The sequence below is a fragment of the Brucella sp. TWI432 genome (genome assembly GCF_039674445.1).
GTDB classification, from domain to species: domain Bacteria; phylum Pseudomonadota; class Alphaproteobacteria; order Rhizobiales; family Rhizobiaceae; genus Brucella; species Brucella chromiisoli.
Genome location: NZ_JBDJNL010000002.1, coordinates 360,022 through 379,785 on the forward strand (window position 1 = coordinate 360,022; position 19,764 = coordinate 379,785).

A 19,764-nucleotide genomic window follows, 5' to 3' on the forward strand; every position below is an offset into this window, starting at 1 on the left:
CGACGATTACTTGCGCTTTGCGACTGGTACGTAATCGCGTTCCGCAGATCCTGTGTAGAGCTGGCGCGGACGGCCGATCTTCTGCTGTGGATCTTCGATCATTTCCTTCCACTGCGCGACCCAGCCGACGGTGCGGGCGAGTGCGAACAGAACCGTGAACATTTCGGTTGGGAAACCGAGAGCCTTCAAGGTGATGCCGGAATAGAAGTCGATGTTTGGATAGAGCTTCTTTTCGATAAAATACTCATCGGTCAGAGCGATCTTTTCGAGTTCCAGAGCAACGTCGAGAAGCGGATCGTCCTTGATGCCGAGTTCGCCCAGAACCTCATGGCAGGTCTTCTGCATGATCTTCGCGCGTGGATCGTAGTTTTTGTAAACGCGATGGCCAAAGCCCATCAGACGGAACGGATCGTTCTTGTCCTTGGCACGTGCGATGAATTCTGGAATGCGGTCTACCGTGCCAATTTCAGCCAGCATGTTGAGGGCTGCTTCATTGGCGCCACCATGTGCCGGGCCCCAGAGACAGGCAACGCCAGCGGCGATACACGCAAACGGATTGGCACCCGACGATCCAGCAAGACGAACGGTCGAGGTCGATGCGTTCTGCTCGTGATCAGCGTGCAGGATGAAAATACGGTCCATAGCGCGCGCCAGAACCGGATTGACCTTATATTCTTCGCATGGAACGCCAAAGCACATGTGCAGGAAGTTCGACGCAAAATCGAGGTCGTTCTTCGGATACATAAACGGCTGGCCAATGTGATACTTATAGGCCATTGCGGCAAGCGTTGGCACCTTGGCGATCAGGCGGATTGAAGCAACCATGCGCTGATGTGGATCGGTGATATCGGTCGAGTCATGGTAGAAAGCCGACATTGCACCAACGCAGCCAACAATCACTGCCATCGGGTGCGCATCACGACGGAAGCCCGTAAAGAACTTCGTCATCTGCTCATGGATCATCGTGTGACGTGTTACGCGGTAATCGAAATCAGCTTTCTGGGTTGCTGTTGGCAGTTCACCGTAAAGCAGCAGGTAGCAGGTTTCGAGAAAGTCACCATGTTCAGCAAGCTGATCAATCGGATAACCACGATAAAGAAGAACACCTTTATCGCCATCAATATAAGTGATTTTGGATTCACACGAAGCCGTCGATGTGAAACCTGGATCATAAGTGAAAGCGTTGGCGTTCTTGTAAAGTGGCCCGATGTCGACGACCTCTGGCCCGACAGTGCCTTGTCGTACAGGCAGATCGAATGTTTTGCCGTCGAGGGTAAAGCTTGCTGTCTTATCTGACATCGTGTTTCCTTTCGTGTCCACTTTGCCGCCCGCATGGCGGCTGAATTTTAATCGTCGTTATAACTTGTCTCTCGTAATCTCTGGATGTTTCCCGCTTTCGCGGGAACCCGGTTTTTCAACGCATTACCCTAACGATTTCGCTCGCCAAACTATCCCAATGATTTTGCGATGCAATGCGTAATTTGTACTAATTAAGCCCGTTTTGTCACGTCAGCGTGAAAGCTGGGATTTCAAACGATTTGATCTTTTATACGTGCAAGCGACTCGTCTCGGCCCAGAACGAACAGAACGTCGAATACACCCGGAGATGTTGCTCGGCCTGTCAGTGCGGCGCGCAGAGGTTGTGCCACCTTACCAAGTTTCAGGCCAACGGCCTCTGCATGCGCGCGAACGGCTGCATCCAGCGATTCAACGGTCCAGTCTGTGGCTGCTTCAAGATGCGGGAGCACAGCTTTGAGAACTGCACGGCCTTCATCATTGAGCAGGGAGGCTGCTTTTTCATCGAATTTCAGCGGACGCTGTGCGAAAATGAATTTCGCGCCGTCGGCCAGCTCGACAAGCGTTTTTGCGCGATCCTTAAGGCCCGGCATTGCGGTGAGAAGTTGCGCACGTCCCTTGTCATCAAGGGCTTTTGCAAGCTCTTCGCCGCCCTCAATTTCCGGCAGCACAGCGATGAGAGCATCAAACAGTGCTTTATCATCACTGTTACGCATATAAACGCCGTTGATGGCTTCCAGTTTCTGAAAGTCAAAACGTGCCGCGCCTTTATTGATGTCTTTCACGTCGAACCATTCGATCATCTGTTCGGTTGACATGATTTCATCGTCGCCATGGCTCCAGCCAAGGCGAACTAGATAGTTGCGCAGCGCTTCCGGCAGATAACCCATGGCGCGATAGGCATCAACGCCCAGTGCGCCGTGACGCTTGGATAGTTTTGCACCATCTGCGCCGTGGATCAGCGGGATGTGTGACATTTGCGGAACGTCCCAGCCCATCGCATCATAAATCACGGTCTGGCGTGCCGCATTGGTCAGGTGATCATCGCCACGGATAATATCGGTGACCCCCATATCATGATCGTCGACGACAACAGCATGCATATAGGTTGGATTGCCGTCCGAACGCAGAATGATGAAATCATCAAGATCCTTGTTCGGGAAACGCACATCGCCCTGTACGGCATCGCGTACCAGTGTTTCGCCTTCGCGAGGTGCCTTGATTCGGATGACTGGCTTTACACCTGCCGGTGCTTCGGATGGATCACGGTCGCGCCAGCGGCCATCATAACGCGGCGGACGGCCTTCGGCCCGGGCCTTCTCGCGCATGTCTTCCAGCTCTTGCGGCGTTGCATAGCAATAGTAGGCTTTGCCTTTGGCAACCAGTTCTTCAGCCACTTCGCGATGACGCGGTGCGCGTTCGAACTGCGAAATGACGTCACCATCCCAGTCAAGGCCAAGCCATGTCAGACCGTCGAGAATTGCAGCCGTTGCTGCATCCGTGGAGCGTTCGCGGTCGGTATCCTCGATGCGCAACAGCATTTTGCCGCCGCTGTGCTTGGCATAAAGCCAATTGAACAGGGCGGTCCGGGCTCCGCCAATATGAAGGAAACCCGTGGGCGAGGGGGCAAAACGGGTTACGACCGGTTTCGACATGACAGCTCCACTATAAAGGCCGCGTCAGGGTACAGCAGATGTGCTGGACGAGGCAGAATTTTGAATATGTAGCGCCCGTTTGTTCATAATCTACAGGCGTCAAGGATTCTTGAGTGAGAACCCTATCGATTTTGACTGGGGTTCATGTAGCATAGGCAGCACAGTGCGCAAGGGCTTCGCGCGATCGGGGAACACTTTTGCAGTCAGGCGGGGGCATGACGAGCATAAGGGACACACAGGAAATAAGCGAACGGGTATTTGTCAAAGACATGTCCGCGGGGCTTGAACGCGCCTTATTGCCCGAACCTTGGATACCTTATAAAGCAAGCGAAGATTTATCTCCCATCTTACCACAACAGCATCGAACCCCATCACAGCGACTGTCGGCGCTGGCTTCGCTTGCGTGGCTCAACTTAAGTGCTGCAATGCTAAGGGAAATCGGCAGGGGCATGTTTTTCCTGCTGTTTCCGGTCTTCATGGGCATCGGGGCGATTGTCTATTTCACACTCTCATTTGAACCTCATTGGTTGCCCATTCTGGCAATTCTAACCGCTCTTGGTGGTGTTCGAGTTTTATCACGCAGGCATTTTCTGTCATCGCGGTTGCTAACGCTGGCCCTTGCGCTTCAGTTGGGAGTGATTGCGGGAAAATTTGAAACAGAGTGGCGAGCCACGCAATTGTTAGGCTCGGAGGTCGCGACGCGCATTACAGGAAGGGTGGCAGCGCTCGAATATAAGGATAACGGCAGTTGGCGTGTGACGCTTGATTTGATCGAAACCCAAAGACCGAAGCTTCGCTATGCACCACAACGCATCCGCATTACAGCGCGCGATATTCCGGCACGCACGACAATTGGCAGCGGATTAACTGGCTTTGCGCGTCTGCGCGTGCCTTCTGGGCCGTTGAGACCGGGCAATTATGATTTTGCATTCCATGCCTATTTTGCCGGGATTGGAGCGAATGGCTTTTTTCTTGGAACTCCGAAAATTGCAGATGTTTTGGAACCGAAGGGGCTTAAGGCGACGATTGCAACTGAAATTGCCAGATTGCGTGTCCATGTTTCCGAGAGGATTGCGGAGGTGCTTTCAGGGGAAGATGGCAGTGTTGCCGCCGCACTGATCGCAGGCGAGCGGGCAGGGATCAGTGATGAAACCAACAATGATCTGCGCAAGGCGGGGCTTGCGCATATTCTGTCAATTTCTGGCCTGCATATGGTGCTGGCAGCCGGTGTGGTCATGATGTCTCTTCGTGCATTATTCGCGCTTTTTCCCGCCTTCAGCGCACGTTATGCTGTCAAGAAATATGCTGCATTTCTCTCGCTTTTGAGTTGCACTTTTTATCTCGCTATGTCGGGCGCAGATGTTGCGGCACAGCGCAGCTACTTGATGATTGTCGTCATGCTTTGTGCGCTGTTGGCTGATCGTGCGGCGATCAGTATGCGAAATCTGGCTATTGCGGCCGTGGCGATGATTGCCATTTCTCCGCATGAAATTCTGGGGCCGAGCTTTCAGATGTCGTTTTCGGCGACTGCGGGGCTGATTGCTGCATTTGCCTGGTGGAGCGACCGAAAAATGCGCAAGCAATCGGCAGGTAATAATCTGCGCTCATCACCCCGTGGAACGATGACAAAGATACTTTTTCCGACATTTGCGACGGGGGCGACATCCATTGTTGCCGGTGTAGCGAGCGGTATATTTGCCGCCTATCATTTTAACAACACGGCGCCCTTTGGACTTGTTGGAAACGTGCTGGCGCTACCAGTCATTTCGATACTTGTGATGCCGTTTGCAGTGTTAAGCTTGATATTGATGCCGTTGCAACTTGATTGGCTGCCATTGCAGGTCATGGGATTTGGCATCTTGCTGGTGAGATATATTGCGAGCTTTGTGGCCAGCTTTTCACCCGATGGTAATCCGGGTGTCATGCCGGTGATGACGCTGATCCTGTGGACTGTCGCGCTTGTCATATCCGTCACATTCACCACAAGATTGCGATTGTTGGCATTGCCTTTCGTTATGGCAGGTCTTGTGGTGTTTATGCGCTCGCCCATGCCCGATATCCTCATTAGCGAGGACGCGAAATTAGTGGCGGTACGATTGCGCGATGGAAGTTTCGCAGTCAACCGCAGCAGACCTCCGCAATTTACGGCGCAGAACTGGCAGACGGCCTATCTGATTGATGATTTTATCCCACCGCAGAGTGCGATGAAACGAAGTGCTGGCGCGCGCGAGGACGGCTTTATCTGTGAGGATGGGCTTTGCACCCTGTCACTTCGGGACGGGCGCATATTTGCCTATACCGCTCAGGAAGAAATGCACGAGATTGCCTGTAATGTCGGGGACGTTGTGGTTTTGGCGATTGCAGGCAAAGACTTAAGCTGCACGCGTTCGTCTACGCTGGTGATTGGCCGACAGGAACTGGCCTTGAAAGGAACGCTCGAAATAAGGCTGGGAGAGGAAATGCAGCGCCATCAGGCGGTTTCTCCTGATCCAGCGGTCCGCGACGATCATCAGATTTATCGCTTTACCGTTGCGGAGCAGCGCAAGGATGCAGCCTATGCCGATTATTTAAATTTTTCAGTCGGTGCGCCAACGCGCCCCTGGCAGCTTCATCGTCTCTATTCGCGCGCCGCACGCGGTCAGCCTGAGCGCGAATATAAGAAGAGAGCGAAAGTATTTACTATCGGGGTGGAAACAGAAGAAACGCTCTAAAGGACTCTATTAAAAGCATGCTCCTATCGATCCTTGTTTTGATCCGACAGGACTTATGCTTTCCGTCTATGCAGAGCATTTCCCGTTTTGATTGAATTATGGGAAATGCTCTATCTGTTTGTTTTTACGCATTTTGCCAGCAATTTTCGATAGAAAAGAGGCTGTCGGCCTCTCCTTTCCCGAACGATTTTTAGTACCGTCGTATCAGACCGATCAGCTTGCCCTGTACGCGGACCCGGTCAGGTCCGAAAATGCGTGTTTCATAAGCCGGGTTGGCGGCTTCCAGCGCAATCGATGCGCCCTTACGGCGGAACCGCTTCAGTGTCGCTTCTTCATCATCGACGAGAGCCACGATGATTTCCCCCGGGCTGGCGGTATCGCCACGCTTGATGATGACCGTATCACCATCAAAAATACCGGCTTCAATCATCGAATCGCCTTTGACCTCAAGCGCGTAATGCTCACCCGCACCAAGCATTTCGGGTGGAAGGCTGATGGAATGTGTCTGATTTTGAATGGCCGAAATTGGTACACCGGCTGCGATGCGACCCATCATGGGAATTGAGACCATCGCCGATGCATCACTATTGGCTGAAACCGGGGCGGTGCGCGCTGCTGAAGGCGCAGAGGGGGCTTTGCCGAGGCTGCCCTCAATAACGCTGGGCGCGAATTTCTTCTGCGCGTTCAGACCGGGGGCTATCGAATCGGGCAGGCGCAACACTTCAAGCGCGCGGGCACGGTTTGGCAGCCTGCGAATGAAGCCACGTTCTTCAAGGGCGGTAATCAGCCGATGAATGCCCGATTTGGATGCCAGATCGAGCGCCTCTTTCATCTCATCGAAAGAGGGGGGAATGCCTGTTTCTTTCATACGTTCATGAATGAACAGCAGGAGCTCGTGCTGTTTACGGGTCAACATGCGCATACCCTCCGGACCAGAATCAAATAAAAACATAACCAGAACAAACACTATATGTTCCAGTCTTGTTCCGCAATGGTTTTAAAATTATTAATATGGGCCGACCCTATTGGATTTTACTATAGCATCATTATCGTGCAAGCATCACCCGCTGCGGCCGCGGGTGCATTTTCTTCTCTGATCAAAAGGGCATCGGAAGCCACCAGCGCTGACAGCATTGAGGAATCCTGAAGTGGATACGGCGTCGCGGTGAGTGTGCCATCCGCCGCCTGTTCAACCGTTGCGCGGACATAATCACGACGATGATCGTTCGCATTCATTGGCTTGCCAAGACGTGCCGGGCGGAAATCCGCGGTCAAATGACGCCCTGATAATTTCGCGATCAGCGGACGCAGAAATACCAAGCTGCAAACGAGGCTTGAAACCGGGTTGCCCGGCAGGCCGATGACATGAACGGTTTTGCCGGATACAGTTTTGTGTCCATACATCAGTGGCTTGCCGGGACGCATGGCGATTTTCCAGAAGTCGAGATCGACACCACAATTTTTCAACGCGCCGTGCATAAAATCGCGATCACCAACCGATGCGCCGCCGATGGTCACGAGAATGTCGACACCATCATCGAGAACCTGACTGATTGCGGATTCGATCTTTGCGGGGTCGTCGCTGATAATGCCCATATCTTCAGGTTTTCCACCTGTACGACGCACGATTTCAGCAACGCCAATGCTGTTGGAGGCGACGATCTGGTCGGCACCGGGAATCGTGCCCGGAGGAACGAGTTCATCCCCTGTGGCCAGAATGGCAATGCGCGGCTGCTTGAAAACAGAAATCATGGCATTGCCGCTGGCAGCGGCAAGCGAAAGGGCCGGGGCATCAAGTTCCCGCCCACTTGGCAGAATAGTGTCACCAGGCGCAAAATCGAGGCCCGCATGACGGATGTGACGGCCTTTGTCCAATCCCTGACGGATTGTGAGCTTGCCGCCGGATCGTTCCGTGTCTTCCTGAATAACGATACTATCAGCGCCTACCGGCATCGGCGCGCCGGTGAAGATGCGGACCGCTTCGCCTTGTTTCAGTTGGCCTTCGAAGCGTTTTCCGGCGGCTGATTCGCCGATGATACTGAATTCAAGAGGATAGTTGATGTTTTGTGGGGCCATCAATGCATAGCCATCCATGGCCGAGCAATCGAAGGGCGGCTGTTTCAGCTTGGCTTGAACAGGTTCTGCAACAACACGTCCGCCTGCTTCAGAAAGAGAGAGCGTCTCTGTGCCATGCGGCTCTGCATTATTGAGAATACGTGCAAGGGCCTCATCGATTGGAAGCAGGGACATGCGTTTTCCTCTCGTCTGAAAAATCAGGCTTTCCAGTCACCTGACTTGCCACCGCTCTTTGCCGAAACGCGAATGTTGGTAATTTCCATGTGGCGATCAACGGCCTTCGCCATATCATAGATGGTCAGGCAAGTAACTGATACGGCAGTCAGCGCTTCCATCTCAACGCCGGTTCGGCCTTTTAGTTTCGCAGTCGCAGAGATGCGAAGGCCGGGAAGTGACAGATCCGGTTCAATGTCTACTGACACCTTTGTCAGCATCAATGGGTGGCAAAGTGGAATGAGATCAGCGGTCTTCTTCGCGGCCATAATGCCTGCAAGACGGGCAGTGCCGATAACGTCGCCTTTTGCGGCATTGCCTTCCAGAATAAGCGCCAGAGTTTCCGGCTTCATTCTCACCGCTCCTTCGGCGGTGGCCACGCGTTCAGTTTCAGCCTTGTCGCCGACATCGACCATATGGGCGGCGCCTGTCTGGTCGATATGGGTGAGCTTGGCAGACATGGTTCACACCCTACCGGTCAGAAGTTCACGGGTGGCTGATGCCACATCTTCTTTACGCATCAGGCTTTCGCCGATCAGGAATGTGCCGATATTCGATTTTTCGAGACGCAGGCAGTCGTCATGGGTGAAGATGCCGCTTTCGCCCACCAGAAGGCGGTCCGAAGGCACCATCTTTGCGAGGCGTTCAGAGACTGCGAGATCGACTTCAAATGTGCGCAGATTGCGATTGTTTACGCCAACGAGGCGCGATGAAAGTTTCAGCGCACGTTCCATTTCTTCCTCGTCATGCACTTCAATCAGTGCATCCATGCCGAGATCAAAAGCAGTTTCTTCCAGCGCTTTTGCAAGGTCATCATCGACGCTTGCCATAATGATAAGAATGCAATCTGCGCCCCAGCTGCGCGCCTCATAGACCTGATAGGTATCGAAGAGGAAATCTTTGCGCAGGGCGGGCAGCGAGCATGCATTGCGCGCTGCAATCAGAAATTCAGGCGCGCCCTGAAAAGAGGGCGTATCTGTGAGAACAGAAAGGCAGGCAGCACCACCATCTTCATAGGCTTTTGCCAATGCCGGTGGGTCAAAATCCGGGCGGATAAGGCCTTTTGACGGGCTTGCCTTCTTGATTTCGGCAATGAGTGCGAATTGGTCTGCAGCGCGCTTGGATTCCAGTGCACTTAGAAAGCCGCGCGTTGCGGGCTGATCTTTGGCCTGTGCCGTTACTTCTTGGAGCGGAAGGCGAGCCTTGGCAGCAGCGATTTCTTCGCGCTTATAGGCTTCGATTTTCCGCAGAATGTCAGTGGACATGTTTTTTCTTCTCCGTCAAAGCGGCTTGTCATGAGACACAGCGATAACTTTTTGCAGCACTTCAAGCGCTGAACCGCTGTCGATTGATTGCGCGGCGAGGGTGATGCCTTCCATGAGGTCGTTTGCTTTGCCTGCAATCACCAGTGCTGCGGCAGAATTCAACAGCACGATGTCACGATAAGCATTTTTCGCGCCCTCAAGTACGTCAAGCAGGGCTTTGGCATTCACTTCGGCATCGCCCCCTTTAAGCTCGGACATGTCCACGCGACGCAGGCCGACTTCTTCAGGAGTGATCTCAAAAGTGCGAATGTTTCCGTTTTCGAGTGCCGCGATCTTTGTTGTGCCAGCCGTGGTCATTTCATCAAGGCCATCGCCATAGACAACCCATGCCGTTTCAGAGCCAAGCTCTTTAAGCACTTCTGCCAGCGGTTCGACCCATTCAGCGGAAAAGACGCCAACCAGTTGCCGCTTAACGCTTGCCGGGTTTGAAAGTGGTCCAAGCAGATTGAAAATTGTTCTCGTGCCGAGTTCGACACGTGACGGTCCGACATGACGCATTGCTGAATGATGCATCGGTGCAAACATGAAGCCGAGACCAGCTTCATCAATGCTGCGCGCAATGGTATTGGCATCAGCTTCGATATTCACGCCCAAAGCAGCCAAAGCATCGGCTGCACCAGAGCGGGATGAGAGGGCGCGGTTGCCATGTTTTGCAACCGGAACACCTGCGCCCGCTACAACAAAAGCGGAGCAGCTGGAGACATTATAAGAACCAGACTGGTCACCGCCGGTGCCAACGATGTCAACCGCGTCAGCAGAAGCGCTTACCGGCAGCATACGTGAGCGCATGGATGAAACAGCACCCGCAATTTCAGGTACGGTTTCGCCACGCACACGCAACGCCATCAGGAAACCACCAATCTGCGACGGTGTCGCCTGACCGGACATCATGATGTCAAAAGCTGCCTTGGAATCCTCAAACGACAGTGGGGTGCCTAAGGCAGCCTTGGCGATATAGGGTTTTAAGTCAGCCATGATTTATGTCCGTTGCCTATCAGAGTGCCAGAAGATCAGAATGCCAGCGCGCGGTTGATCGCTGCTTGATTGATCTTCACTGGATATTGCTTCTGCAATTCACCAACCAGTTGCTCAAGAACATCGTCGGTCAGTGCGTTTGCCAGATATTGCTGTTGTTGCGCAGGAATTGCTTCCGGGCCTGCTGCGGTTGGTTCGGTGACTTCGGTAACCTTGAAAAGGATTTGTCCGTCGTTTGAAACCGCGCCAGCGGTGCCCGTGTGGTTAAGTGGCCCACGGAAAACCTGAGCGGTTGCAGCCGAACCAAAATCCGCATCGTTCGTATTGCGGGTAATGCCGCGCTTGGTCTGCTTTTCAAGCCCAAGCTCTGCTGCAATCGCATCGAGAGTTTCTCCACCATCAAGGCGCTTCTTCAGCTCTGCCATGCGGTCGTTAAGGCGCTTTACAGCTTCTTCGCCTTTCCATTCAGCGATAACCTTGTCTTTGACTTCATCAAGGGTGCGATCACGGGCAGGGGTGATGCCATCGACCTGATACCAGAGGTAACCCGTGTTTCCCAATGTCAGCGCATCATTATCAAAGCCCTGATCCGCCTGAAACGCCGCCGAAATAAGGGCTTGCGAATTTGGCAGATCAACGCTTTTGCCGGTCGGATCGTTGCCTTCTGCATCAACCGCGTCAACCGTTACAGATTTGAGATTGAGTGCTTTGGCAACGTCAGCCATGCTGCCGCCTTCCGAACGCTGCTGCTCATAAGCATCATGAATGCCGTTGATGCTGCTGATTGCGATATTGGTCGCAACTGTATCGCGAATTTCTTTTTCGACGTCTGACAGCGCCTTTACATTTGCCGGATTAACCTTCGTAACGCGCAGAATAACAGGACCAAATGCGCCCTTGACCACATCAGTTACGCCACCTTCCGGCAACGCAAAAGCCGCATCTGCGATAACCGCATCAGGAAGTGCCGTTTTCTCGAAAGTTCCCAAAACCAGATCAGCTTCGCTCTTTCCCTGTTCCTTGCCGATATCGACAAAGCTGGTACCGGCAGCGATTTTTTCATGCGCTGCTTTCGCCGCAGCTTCATCGGCAAAATTCAGCTGTTCGATGGTGCGGGTCTCATTGGTGCTGAAGCGGCTTTTGTTCTTCTCATAATATTCTTTGATTTCATCCTGCGTGACGGCGGATGCATCAGCAATATCGGAAGGTTCAAGCTTCACATAGGTGATCTTGCGGTATTCCGGTGCCTTATATTCAGCCTTGTGCTCATCAAAATATGCTTTGACGGCTTCGTCTGACGGTGCAGGAATGGCGTCAGCTTTCTCAGCCGGAACAGTAATATAATCGGCACTGCGGCTTTCGCCCTGATACAGCGCCAGTGCCTTCAGCATGGTGTTTGGCATTTTCAGGCCATCTGTTGATGCTTCAACGATCTGCTGGCGGCGCGCAACCTTTGCGCGGTTATCAAGATAATCCTGCGGGCGAATGTTGGACTGGCGCAGCACAGCATCAAACTGCGCACGGCTGAAATTGCCGCTTGCATCTTTAAAGGAAGGATCTTCAGCGGTGAGGCGTGCGATACCGTCCTTGGAGAGGCCAAGCTGCATGTTACGGGCCTGCTCGTCGAGCACGACGCCGGCTGCAAGCTGCGCCAGAACCTGCTGGTCCACGCCAAGCTGCTGAGCTTGTTCCCGGGTCAGACGCTGACGGAACTGTTGCGAGAGCCGCATGAGTTGCTGCTCGTAAGCAAAGCGATAGTCGGACGTGCTTACAGAAGAGTCGCCTGCGCTGATCGCTTCATCAACCTGAAGCTCGCCATTGAACGCATCTGCAATACCCCAGACTGCAAAGCTTAAAACGAGCAAACCGAGAAGAAGCTTAGCAACCCATGATCTGGCGGCATCACGCATACTGTCGAGCATTGGAAACCCTTTAAGAACAAAATAAAGCCTGGCGAAAGATAAAAAGCCGTCACAGGGGATAACCTCAAGCCAGCCCCAGATGCAAGTTCTGATTAGGTTTTGAGCACTAAGAACATTGCAATGAACGACGAATACGCTTAGTCAGTGGCAAAAATTTGCGCTGCTGTAAGGCTATTGAGCAGTTCAACGTCATTAAAGGCGAGGAGAATGACATGACTCCGGGAATCCGCCCGCTGGTTGCTGGCAATTGGAAAATGAACGGTACGGGAGAATCTCTGACAGAACTCCGCGCAATTGCGGCCGGTTTGAGTTCAGATCTTGGCCGTAAGCTTGATGCTGTCATTTGTGTTCCTGCGACATTGTTGTCGCGCGCTGCTGACACGTTGGAAGGCGAAACGGTTGCACTGGGCGGACAGGATTGCCATCAGAAAACCTCCGGCGCGCATACAGGGGATGTTTCGGCGCTGATGTTGAAAGAAGCGGGCGCAAGTCATGTTATCCTTGGTCACTCCGAGCGTCGGACTGATCACCGTGAAGCGAATGAACTGGTTCGCAGCAAAGCAGAAGCCGCATGGAGTGCGGGGCTCGTCGCTATCGTCTGTGTCGGTGAAACGGCAGATCAGCGTAAAGCAGATCAAACCCTTGAAGTGATTGGCAGCCAGTTGGCAGTTTCACTCCCCGATGGTGTTCATGCTGAAAACACGATCATTGCTTATGAGCCAGTATGGGCGATTGGTACAGGACTCACGCCAACCGTGCAGGATGTCCGCACAGCACACGCATTTATGCGCGAAAAGCTCATTGAACGTTTTGGTGCGAATGGCGCACATTTGCGTTTGCTTTATGGTGGTTCGGTCAAGCCGGGCAATGCGCCGGAATTGCTGGGCGTCGCTGATGTGGATGGCGCGCTTGTCGGTGGTGCGAGCTTGAAAGCTTCGGACTTCCTAGCCATATGCGAAGCCTATCGTAATTTGTAAGGCGTGCAACACAATCTATTGAGGATGTAGGGCTTGGATTATCACGCAATAGCGTGTAAAGAGCCGCTCTATCTATTTGTATCACAGCGCTGCGGGGTTGTTTCCCGTGGCTGCATTAGTTCAGAGATATAAAGACCTAACCTATGCAGACCATTGTCATTGTCATTCATCTGTTGATCGTTCTGGCGCTTGTTGGCGTTGTGCTCATCCAGCGTTCCGAAGGCGGTGGCCTTGGCATCGGCGGTGGTTCGGGCTTTATGACAGCGCGCGGCGCGGCCAATGCCCTGACCCGCACAACCGCTATTCTGGCGATTGGCTTTTTTGCGACTTCCCTCGCTCTGGGCATTATGGCTCGTTACGGTGAGCGTCCGACTGATATTCTTGATCGTATTCCTGCAACAGGAACGCAGACTCAGCCCGCAGGCGGAACGAATACAGGCGGCGGCATTCTGAATCAGCTTGGCGGCGAATCTTCGCAGACCAATGAGACACCAACGCCTGCGCCTGCGCAGCCTGAAACCACACAGCCACAGGCTCCACAGGTTCCAAATTCGCAGTAAGCGGTTTGAAATATAAAAATTTGAAAGCCGGTCCGTCAGGGCCGGCTTTTTTTATTGGATAAGATGCGTGCAGTTAGAATGCACATTCCGAAAGTGTTGCAAGCAGGCAATAGAGTGCTCTGAATCGTGATGAACTCACGATGCTGTTAATTGAGTAGTGACGCTCTTTACAGTATGCAGGGCTAAAGCCTGGGCGCGATAGTGCGGCAGGCACTCTCCGCATTGCTTGGGTTTTCGGGAACAGATCATGTCTTCACGTTTTATTTTAATGGCGGGCATTGCAAGCCTTTGCATTGGATTTGCCACTCCGGTCTTTGCAGCTGGTGCTGCCGGCGCTGAAGCCGAGCTTGATGCTGCTGCGGCAGGCAATGTTCAGCAGGTTGCAATGGCCAGCGATACCAAAGCAAAGCCTGCAAAGAATAAAAAGAAAAGCGCTTCGAATGCTGGTGCTGCCAAGAAGGTAGGGCTGAATCGCTATAATGTTGATCCGCGTTATAAGGCGCAGACCGTATCATTCTCCGGTTATGAGCCGGGTACGATCGTTATCGACCCTTCGAAGTATTTTCTTTATCTCGTCGAGAGCTCAGGCACTGCGCGCCGCTATGGCATTGCTGTGGGTAAAGTCGGTCTTGAGTTTAAGGGAACCGCAACTGTTAACGCCAAGCGCGAATGGCCACGCTGGATTCCCACCAAGGAAATGATCGAGCGTAATCCTTCGCAATATGGCCGTTACAAGAATGGCATGGATGGTGGTCCGGGCAATCCGCTTGGTTCGCGCGCGATGTACCTGTTTCAGGGTAACAAGGATACCTATATCCGTATCCACGGCACAACGCAGCCATGGACCATCGGTAGCCCGGCTTCAAACGGTTGCTTCCGCATGACCAATGAAGATGTCATGGATCTTTATGATCGAGTCGGGATGGGCGCAAAAGTCGTCGTTCTCTGATATCGGTTTAAAATACCCGAAAGGCCGGGAATTTCCCGGCCTTTTTTCGTGCGCGTGTAACATTGAATGCTACATCGTGTGAGAAGAATTGAGCTTGGTGAAAGCATCCGGTTTTCCCATATGGGAGGCCGATCGGATGTGATTTTGATGGAAAAAGCGCTGGTCGCACTTTTTTTAGTGGCGGAATCAGCAAGAAGGGTCTAACGACATAAGCCCATGGCGCGATATGTATTCATCACAGGCGGCGTGGTTTCTTCCCTCGGAAAAGGCATTGCCGCAGCAGCATTGGCTGCACTCCTTCAGGCACGTGGTTACCGCGTGCGTATCCGTAAACTCGACCCTTATCTGAACGTCGATCCCGGCACGATGTCGCCTTACCAGCATGGTGAGGTGTTTGTGACTGACGATGGTGCGGAAACAGATCTTGATCTGGGTCATTACGAGCGGTTCACCGGTCGTCCTGCCAATCAGCGGGATAACATTACCACCGGTCGCATTTACCGCAATATCATCGAAAAGGAACGCCGCGGCGATTATCTCGGTGCGACGGTTCAGGTCATTCCTCACGTCACGGATGAAATCAAAAACTTCATTCTCGAAGGCAATGACGATTATGATTTCGTGCTGTGCGAAATCGGCGGCACGGTTGGCGATATTGAAGCCATGCCGTTCCTTGAAGCCATTCGTCAGCTTGGCAACGAACTGCCGCGTGGCAGCGCGGTCTATATCCACCTGACCTTGATGCCGTATATTCCAGCGGCAGGTGAACTCAAGACCAAGCCGACGCAGCATTCGGTCAAGGAACTGCGTTCGATCGGTATTGCGCCGGATATTCTTCTGGTGCGTGCGGATCGTGAGATTCCGGCTTCTGAACGCCGCAAGCTTTCGCTGTTCTGTAATGTGCGTGAAAGCGCGGTTATTCAGGCGCTCGACGTCTCGACGATTTATGATGTGCCGATTGCTTATCATAAGGAAGGTCTCGACAATGAAGTGCTGGCGGCATTCGGCATCGAACCGGCTCCTAAGCCACGTATGGAACGCTGGGAAGAAATTTCCCATCTTCTGCACAATCCTGAAGGCGAAGTGACTATTGCCGTGGTCGGCAAATATACCGAACTCAAGGATGCTTATAAGTCGCTGATCGAAGCGCTTCAGCATGGCGGCATTGCCAATAAGGTGAAGGTCAATCTCGACTGGATCGAAGCGGAAGTCTTTGAAAGCGAAGACCCATCGCCGTACCTTGAAAAAGTCCACGGCATTCTGGTGCCGGGTGGCTTTGGTGAGCGTGGTGCGGAAGGCAAGATCCTTGCTGCCAAATTTGCACGCGAGCACAAGGTTCCTTATTTTGGTATTTGCTTTGGTATGCAGATGGCATGCCTCGAAGCCGCGCGTAACCTTGCAGGAATCGAAGATGCGTCTTCGACTGAGTTCGGCCCGACCAAGGAACCTGTTGTTGGTCTGATGACTGAGTGGCTCAAGGGCAATATGCTTGAAAAGCGCACGAAGTCTGGTGATCTTGGCGGCACGATGCGTCTTGGCGCATATGATTCCACACTCAAGGCTGGAACGCGTATTGCCGAAATCTACGGTACGACCGAAATTTCCGAACGTCATCGTCACCGATATGAAGTGAATGTTGACTATAAGGATCGTCTGGAAGCAAGCGGTCTGGTCTTCTCAGGCATGTCGCCAGATGGCGTTCTCCCGGAAACGGTTGAATATGCGGATCATCCTTGGTTCATCGGCGTTCAGTACCATCCGGAACTGAAGTCACGTCCGTTTGAGCCGCATCCACTCTTCTCCTCTTTCATCGCAGCCGCGATGGAACAGGGAAGACTGGTTTAAAACTTTTGCGCCCCTTCGGGGGCGCATTTCATTTGTGCGTCTTGTTTTTGTAAGATTTGCACGCCAGATAAGTGCCTTTCAGGCATCTGTAATTGAAGGTTCCCAATCATGACGAGCGCTAATCCTACTGTCAAAATCGGCAATGTTACGTTCTCCAACACTGCGCCACTCGCTTTGATAGCCGGGCCTTGCCAGATGGAAAGTCGTGAACATGCGTTCGATATGGCCGGACGTTTGGTGGAGATTACCCAAAAGCTCGGCATGGGGCTCGTTTATAAGTCGAGCTTCGATAAAGCGAACCGCACGTCGCTCAGCGCGCAGCGCGGTATTGGTCTGGAAAAGGCGCTCGAAGTTTTTACCGATCTCAAGAAAGAGTTCGGTTTTCCCGTTTTGACTGACATCCACACCGAAGAGCAATGCGCGACTGTTGCTGAAGTTGTCGATGTTCTACAGATTCCAGCGTTCCTCTGTCGCCAGACTGATCTTCTGGTTGCGGCTGCCAAGACGGGCCGCGTGATCAATGTGAAAAAGGGCCAGTTTCTGGCGCCCTGGGACATGAAGAACGTGCTCGCCAAGATCACCGAGAATGGCAATCCGAATGTGATGGCGACCGAACGCGGCGTATCTTTTGGCTATAATACGCTTGTTTCCGACATGCGCGCGCTGCCGATCATGGCTGGCTTTGGTTCACCAGTGATTTTTGACGCGACTCATTCGGTACAGCAGCCGGGTGGGCAGGGCGGCTCTTCCGGCGGTCAGCGCGAGTTTGTTCAAACACTTGCAAGTGCTGCGGTTGCAGTGGGTGTCGCGGGTGTCTTCATTGAGACACACGAGGACCCGGATCATGCGCCTTCAGACGGTCCAAATATGGTGCCGATCGATAAAATGTCCGCACTTCTCGAAAAGCTCATGGCTTTCGACAGAATTGCTAAATCGATTTAAAAATTCATCAGGAATTCACAGGCGGGGGATTTTCCTCCGCCTTTTAATTCTGTAATGAAGTCTCACATCGAATTTCTTCAATGTGCCTCGAACGAAACGAGGCTATCTACAGGGAAGGACTTGCCCCTATGACTGCAATCATCGACATCGTTGGTCGCGAAATCCTCGACAGCCGTGGTAACCCGACCGTCGAAGTAGACGTCGTACTCGAAGATGGTGCTTTTGGCCGCGCAGCGGTGCCATCAGGCGCATCGACAGGCGCACACGAAGCCGTTGAACTGCGTGACGGTGGCAGCCGTTATCTTGGCAAGGGTGTCGAAAAGGCTGTTGAAGCCGTCAATGGTAAGATTTTTGACGCTGTTGCTGGTATTGACGCTGAAAACCAGCTGCTGGTTGATCAGACGCTGATCGATCTTGATGGTTCGCCAAACAAGGGCAATCTGGGTGCAAACGCAATTCTCGGCGTTTCGCTTGCCGTTGCCAAGGCTGCTGCACAGTCAACAGGCCTACCGCTTTATCGTTATGTTGGTGGTGCCAACGCCCATGTCCTGCCTGTTCCGATGATGAACATCATCAATGGCGGTGCACATGCTGACAATCCAATCGACTTTCAGGAATTCATGATCCTGCCGGTTGGCGCTCCATCGCTTCGCGAAGCTGTTCGTTATGGTGCGGAAGTTTTCCACACGCTCAAGAAGCGTCTGAAAGATGCCGGTCACAACACCAATGTTGGTGATGAAGGTGGTTTTGCTCCAAATCTGTTGAGTGCAGAAGCTGCTCTCGATTTCGTGGTTGAGTCGATTGAAAAGGCTGGCTTCAAGCCGGGGGAAGATATTGCTATCGGTCTCGATTGTGCTGCGACCGAATTCTTCAAGGACGGCAACTACGTCTATGAAGGTGAAAACAAGACCCTCGATCCAAAGGCTCAGGCAGAATATCTTGCCAAGCTTGCTGCCGATTATCCAATCGTATCGATTGAAGACGGTATGGCAGAAGACGACTGGGAAGGCTGGAAATACCTCACCGACCTGATCGGCAAGAAGTGCCAGCTCGTTGGTGACGATCTTTTCGTAACCAACTCCGCTCGTCTGCGTGATGGTATCAAGATGGGCGTTGCCAACTCGATCCTCGTGAAGGTCAACCAGATCGGTTCGCTGAGCGAAACGCTGGATGCTGTCGAAACCGCGCACAAGGCCGGTTACACCTCGGTTATGTCGCACCGTTCGGGTGAAACAGAAGATTCGACCATCGCTGATCTTGCCGTCGCAACCAACTGCGGTCAGATCAAGACTGGTTCGCTGGCGCGTTCTGATCGTACTGCAAAGTACAATCAGCTTATCCGCATCGAAGAAGAACTTGGCAAGCAGGCGCGTTATGCAGGCCGTAGCGCACTGAAGTTCCTCTAAGGATCTCTCTTTAATAAAAAAACGGCGGCTTATGTGCCGCCGTTTTTTTTGTCCTGTCCTTAGGCCTCTTCTTTGTGGAGCATCATCACCACCACAGCCATCATGCAGGGAAGACAATAGAGCAGGGCACCCAATTGCGTGTTGAGCGGGTTTTCCTTGGCTTGCCATGCCATAAACCAATCACCCGCAACGACCATAAAGCCAAGGCCCCAAACTGCGATTGCGCACAAAGCTCCCAGCATCGCCCATGCTTTGCCTCTGGCGAAAGCTGCATAGTCTTTACCGAGGTTTGTTCCCATCTTGAGAACGCCGATCGTTGCCAGAATTCCTGCAAGTGTTTCCATTGCGGTAATACCGGCAAGGCCAACATAGGGTGCCCATCCGGCGGTAATCGAGCGCCAGGTCAGAGCCGGATTTCCATAAGTGTCGGCCATGGATAAGAGCGGCGCAACGGCATTCTGAGCAGTGCCCGAAAAATCGGCGGTGTTGTTCAGAAAGCTGAATAAACCCCATAAGGCGGGGAACAGAGCCATGATGATGCATGCAAGGCGCTTTACCAATTTTTCGGTTACCATTTTTTCTTCCTATATCTGAGTATAAAATAACAATTATTCTATATTTGTTTTTAATTGTTAAAATATCACTCTTATCATTTAAGTTAAAGATATTTGCCTTATTTAATTCCCTATGTCGATTTTCGATTTATTAAATTCTGATAAAATATATTGGCAATTTATGATTAATATTTAAGTTGTGTCTTACTTAAGGTGATGATTTAATGTCAGCGTTAAACTGAATTGGATTGATGTCGAATTGTGGTGGCCGTGCTTGCACGCTGAAGCCGCCCCTTTGAAAAAATGCACCTGGATGGCTCGTCATCCTTTGGATGGTAAAGCTCTGTTAAGCAAAATA

The 19,764-nt window shown here is 52.5% G+C and carries 16 protein-coding genes; 7 read left to right on the top strand and 9 right to left on the bottom strand.

All coding sequences use genetic code 11. From position 1 onward, the window contains the following. Positions 1-6: 6 nt before the first annotated feature. Both gltA and gltX read right to left on the bottom strand, forming a co-directional pair. Positions 7-1,299, bottom strand: a complete 1,293-nt coding sequence (gene gltA, locus ABE527_RS06870; RefSeq protein WP_265984576.1) for a citrate synthase — start codon at positions 1,297-1,299, stop codon at positions 7-9. A gap of 230 nt (positions 1,300-1,529) precedes the next feature. Then, positions 1,530-2,951 carry a glutamate--tRNA ligase gene (gene gltX, locus ABE527_RS06875; protein ID WP_265984577.1) on the bottom strand — a complete coding sequence of 474 codons (1,422 nt, stop codon included), beginning with the start codon at positions 2,949-2,951 and terminating at the stop codon, positions 1,530-1,532. 215 nt (positions 2,952-3,166) lie between these two features. On the opposite strand from gltX, the gene ABE527_RS06880 reads away from it, so the two are divergent. Beyond that, positions 3,167-5,662, top strand: a complete 2,496-nt coding sequence (locus ABE527_RS06880; protein ID WP_499696476.1) for a ComEC/Rec2 family competence protein — start codon at positions 3,167-3,169, stop codon at positions 5,660-5,662. Positions 5,663-5,852: 190 nt separating this feature from the next. Here the strand turns inward: ABE527_RS06880 and lexA are convergent, their stop codons facing one another. From lexA to ABE527_RS06910, 6 genes are all read right to left on the bottom strand, one after another. Beyond that, entirely contained in the window at positions 5,853-6,578 is a 726-nt protein-coding gene (gene lexA / locus ABE527_RS06885; RefSeq protein ID WP_499696477.1) for a transcriptional repressor LexA, read from the bottom strand. 119 nt (positions 6,579-6,697) lie between these two features. Continuing rightward, positions 6,698-7,912, bottom strand: coding sequence for a molybdopterin molybdotransferase MoeA (locus ABE527_RS06890; RefSeq protein ID WP_499696478.1), 1,215 nt, complete (start codon positions 7,910-7,912; stop codon positions 6,698-6,700). Between the two features lie 23 nt (positions 7,913-7,935). Further along, positions 7,936-8,412 carry a cyclic pyranopterin monophosphate synthase MoaC gene (gene moaC / locus ABE527_RS06895; RefSeq protein ID WP_265984622.1) on the bottom strand — a complete coding sequence of 159 codons (477 nt, stop codon included), beginning with the start codon at positions 8,410-8,412 and terminating at the stop codon, positions 7,936-7,938. A gap of 3 nt (positions 8,413-8,415) precedes the next feature. Continuing rightward, positions 8,416-9,216 carry an indole-3-glycerol phosphate synthase TrpC gene (gene trpC / locus ABE527_RS06900; protein WP_499696479.1) on the bottom strand — a complete coding sequence of 267 codons (801 nt, stop codon included), beginning with the start codon at positions 9,214-9,216 and terminating at the stop codon, positions 8,416-8,418. A 15-nt stretch (positions 9,217-9,231) separates the two neighbouring features. Next, positions 9,232-10,251, bottom strand: coding sequence for an anthranilate phosphoribosyltransferase (gene trpD / locus ABE527_RS06905; protein ID WP_499696480.1), 1,020 nt, complete (start codon positions 10,249-10,251; stop codon positions 9,232-9,234). Between the two features lie 35 nt (positions 10,252-10,286). Next, positions 10,287-12,173 (bottom strand): peptidyl-prolyl cis-trans isomerase, encoded by a 1,887-nt coding sequence (locus tag ABE527_RS06910; RefSeq protein ID WP_499696481.1) that lies wholly within the window; start codon positions 12,171-12,173, stop codon positions 10,287-10,289. A gap of 212 nt (positions 12,174-12,385) precedes the next feature. Between ABE527_RS06910 and tpiA the strand changes: the two genes are divergently transcribed. The 6 genes from tpiA to eno all read left to right on the top strand — a co-directional run bounded on the left by tpiA (position 12,386) and on the right by eno (position 18,852). Next, positions 12,386-13,150: a triose-phosphate isomerase gene (gene tpiA, locus ABE527_RS06915; RefSeq protein ID WP_265984626.1), complete on the top strand. Its 765-nt coding sequence runs from the start codon at positions 12,386-12,388 to the stop codon at positions 13,148-13,150. Positions 13,151-13,293: 143 nt separating this feature from the next. After that, entirely contained in the window at positions 13,294-13,710 is a 417-nt protein-coding gene (secG, locus tag ABE527_RS06920) for a preprotein translocase subunit SecG (protein WP_499696482.1), read from the top strand. A gap of 247 nt (positions 13,711-13,957) precedes the next feature. Then, positions 13,958-14,659 (top strand): L,D-transpeptidase, encoded by a 702-nt coding sequence (locus ABE527_RS06925; protein ID WP_499696483.1) that lies wholly within the window; start codon positions 13,958-13,960, stop codon positions 14,657-14,659. 216 nt (positions 14,660-14,875) lie between these two features. After that, entirely contained in the window at positions 14,876-16,504 is a 1,629-nt protein-coding gene (pyrG, locus tag ABE527_RS06930) for a CTP synthase (RefSeq protein WP_499694625.1), read from the top strand. A gap of 108 nt (positions 16,505-16,612) precedes the next feature. Beyond that, positions 16,613-17,446 (top strand): 3-deoxy-8-phosphooctulonate synthase, encoded by an 834-nt coding sequence (gene kdsA / locus ABE527_RS06935; protein WP_499696484.1) that lies wholly within the window; start codon positions 16,613-16,615, stop codon positions 17,444-17,446. A 128-nt stretch (positions 17,447-17,574) separates the two neighbouring features. Continuing rightward, the gene (gene eno, locus ABE527_RS06940) at positions 17,575-18,852 is read left to right on the top strand and encodes a phosphopyruvate hydratase (RefSeq protein ID WP_499696485.1); all 1,278 of its coding nucleotides are present in this window, start codon (positions 17,575-17,577) and stop codon (positions 18,850-18,852) included. Positions 18,853-18,911: 59 nt separating this feature from the next. On the opposite strand, the gene ABE527_RS06945 is transcribed toward eno, so the two are convergent. Beyond that, complete coding sequence (locus tag ABE527_RS06945; protein WP_499694623.1) at positions 18,912-19,427, bottom strand: DUF2165 family protein; 516 nt, start codon at positions 19,425-19,427, stop codon at positions 18,912-18,914. Positions 19,428-19,764: the final 337 nt, after the last annotated feature.

What these genes read in the sequence shown, in the direction of transcription:
- ABE527_RS06910 (WP_499696481.1), bottom strand. Translation starts at nt 12,173, where the DNA reads ATGCTCGACAGTATGCGTGATGCCGCCAGATCATGGGTTGCTAAGCTT.
- moaC (WP_265984622.1), bottom strand. Translation starts at nt 8,412, where the DNA reads ATGTCTGCCAAGCTCACCCATATCGACCAGACAGGCGCCGCCCATATG.
- trpD (WP_499696480.1), bottom strand. Translation starts at nt 10,251, where the DNA reads ATGGCTGACTTAAAACCCTATATCGCCAAGGCTGCCTTAGGCACCCCA.
- eno (WP_499696485.1), top strand. Translation starts at nt 17,575, where the DNA reads ATGACTGCAATCATCGACATCGTTGGTCGCGAAATCCTCGACAGCCGT.
- tpiA (WP_265984626.1), top strand. Translation starts at nt 12,386, where the DNA reads ATGACTCCGGGAATCCGCCCGCTGGTTGCTGGCAATTGGAAAATGAAC.
- ABE527_RS06880 (WP_499696476.1), top strand. Translation starts at nt 3,167, where the DNA reads ATGACGAGCATAAGGGACACACAGGAAATAAGCGAACGGGTATTTGTC.
- ABE527_RS06945 (WP_499694623.1), bottom strand. Translation starts at nt 19,427, where the DNA reads ATGGTAACCGAAAAATTGGTAAAGCGCCTTGCATGCATCATCATGGCT.
- gltA (WP_265984576.1), bottom strand. Translation starts at nt 1,299, where the DNA reads ATGTCAGATAAGACAGCAAGCTTTACCCTCGACGGCAAAACATTCGAT.
- ABE527_RS06890 (WP_499696478.1), bottom strand. Translation starts at nt 7,912, where the DNA reads ATGTCCCTGCTTCCAATCGATGAGGCCCTTGCACGTATTCTCAATAAT.
- ABE527_RS06925 (WP_499696483.1), top strand. Translation starts at nt 13,958, where the DNA reads ATGTCTTCACGTTTTATTTTAATGGCGGGCATTGCAAGCCTTTGCATT.
- gltX (WP_265984577.1), bottom strand. Translation starts at nt 2,951, where the DNA reads ATGTCGAAACCGGTCGTAACCCGTTTTGCCCCCTCGCCCACGGGTTTC.
- trpC (WP_499696479.1), bottom strand. Translation starts at nt 9,216, where the DNA reads ATGTCCACTGACATTCTGCGGAAAATCGAAGCCTATAAGCGCGAAGAA.
- lexA (WP_499696477.1), bottom strand. Translation starts at nt 6,578, where the DNA reads ATGTTGACCCGTAAACAGCACGAGCTCCTGCTGTTCATTCATGAACGT.
- secG (WP_499696482.1), top strand. Translation starts at nt 13,294, where the DNA reads ATGCAGACCATTGTCATTGTCATTCATCTGTTGATCGTTCTGGCGCTT.
- pyrG (WP_499694625.1), top strand. Translation starts at nt 14,876, where the DNA reads ATGGCGCGATATGTATTCATCACAGGCGGCGTGGTTTCTTCCCTCGGA.
- kdsA (WP_499696484.1), top strand. Translation starts at nt 16,613, where the DNA reads ATGACGAGCGCTAATCCTACTGTCAAAATCGGCAATGTTACGTTCTCC.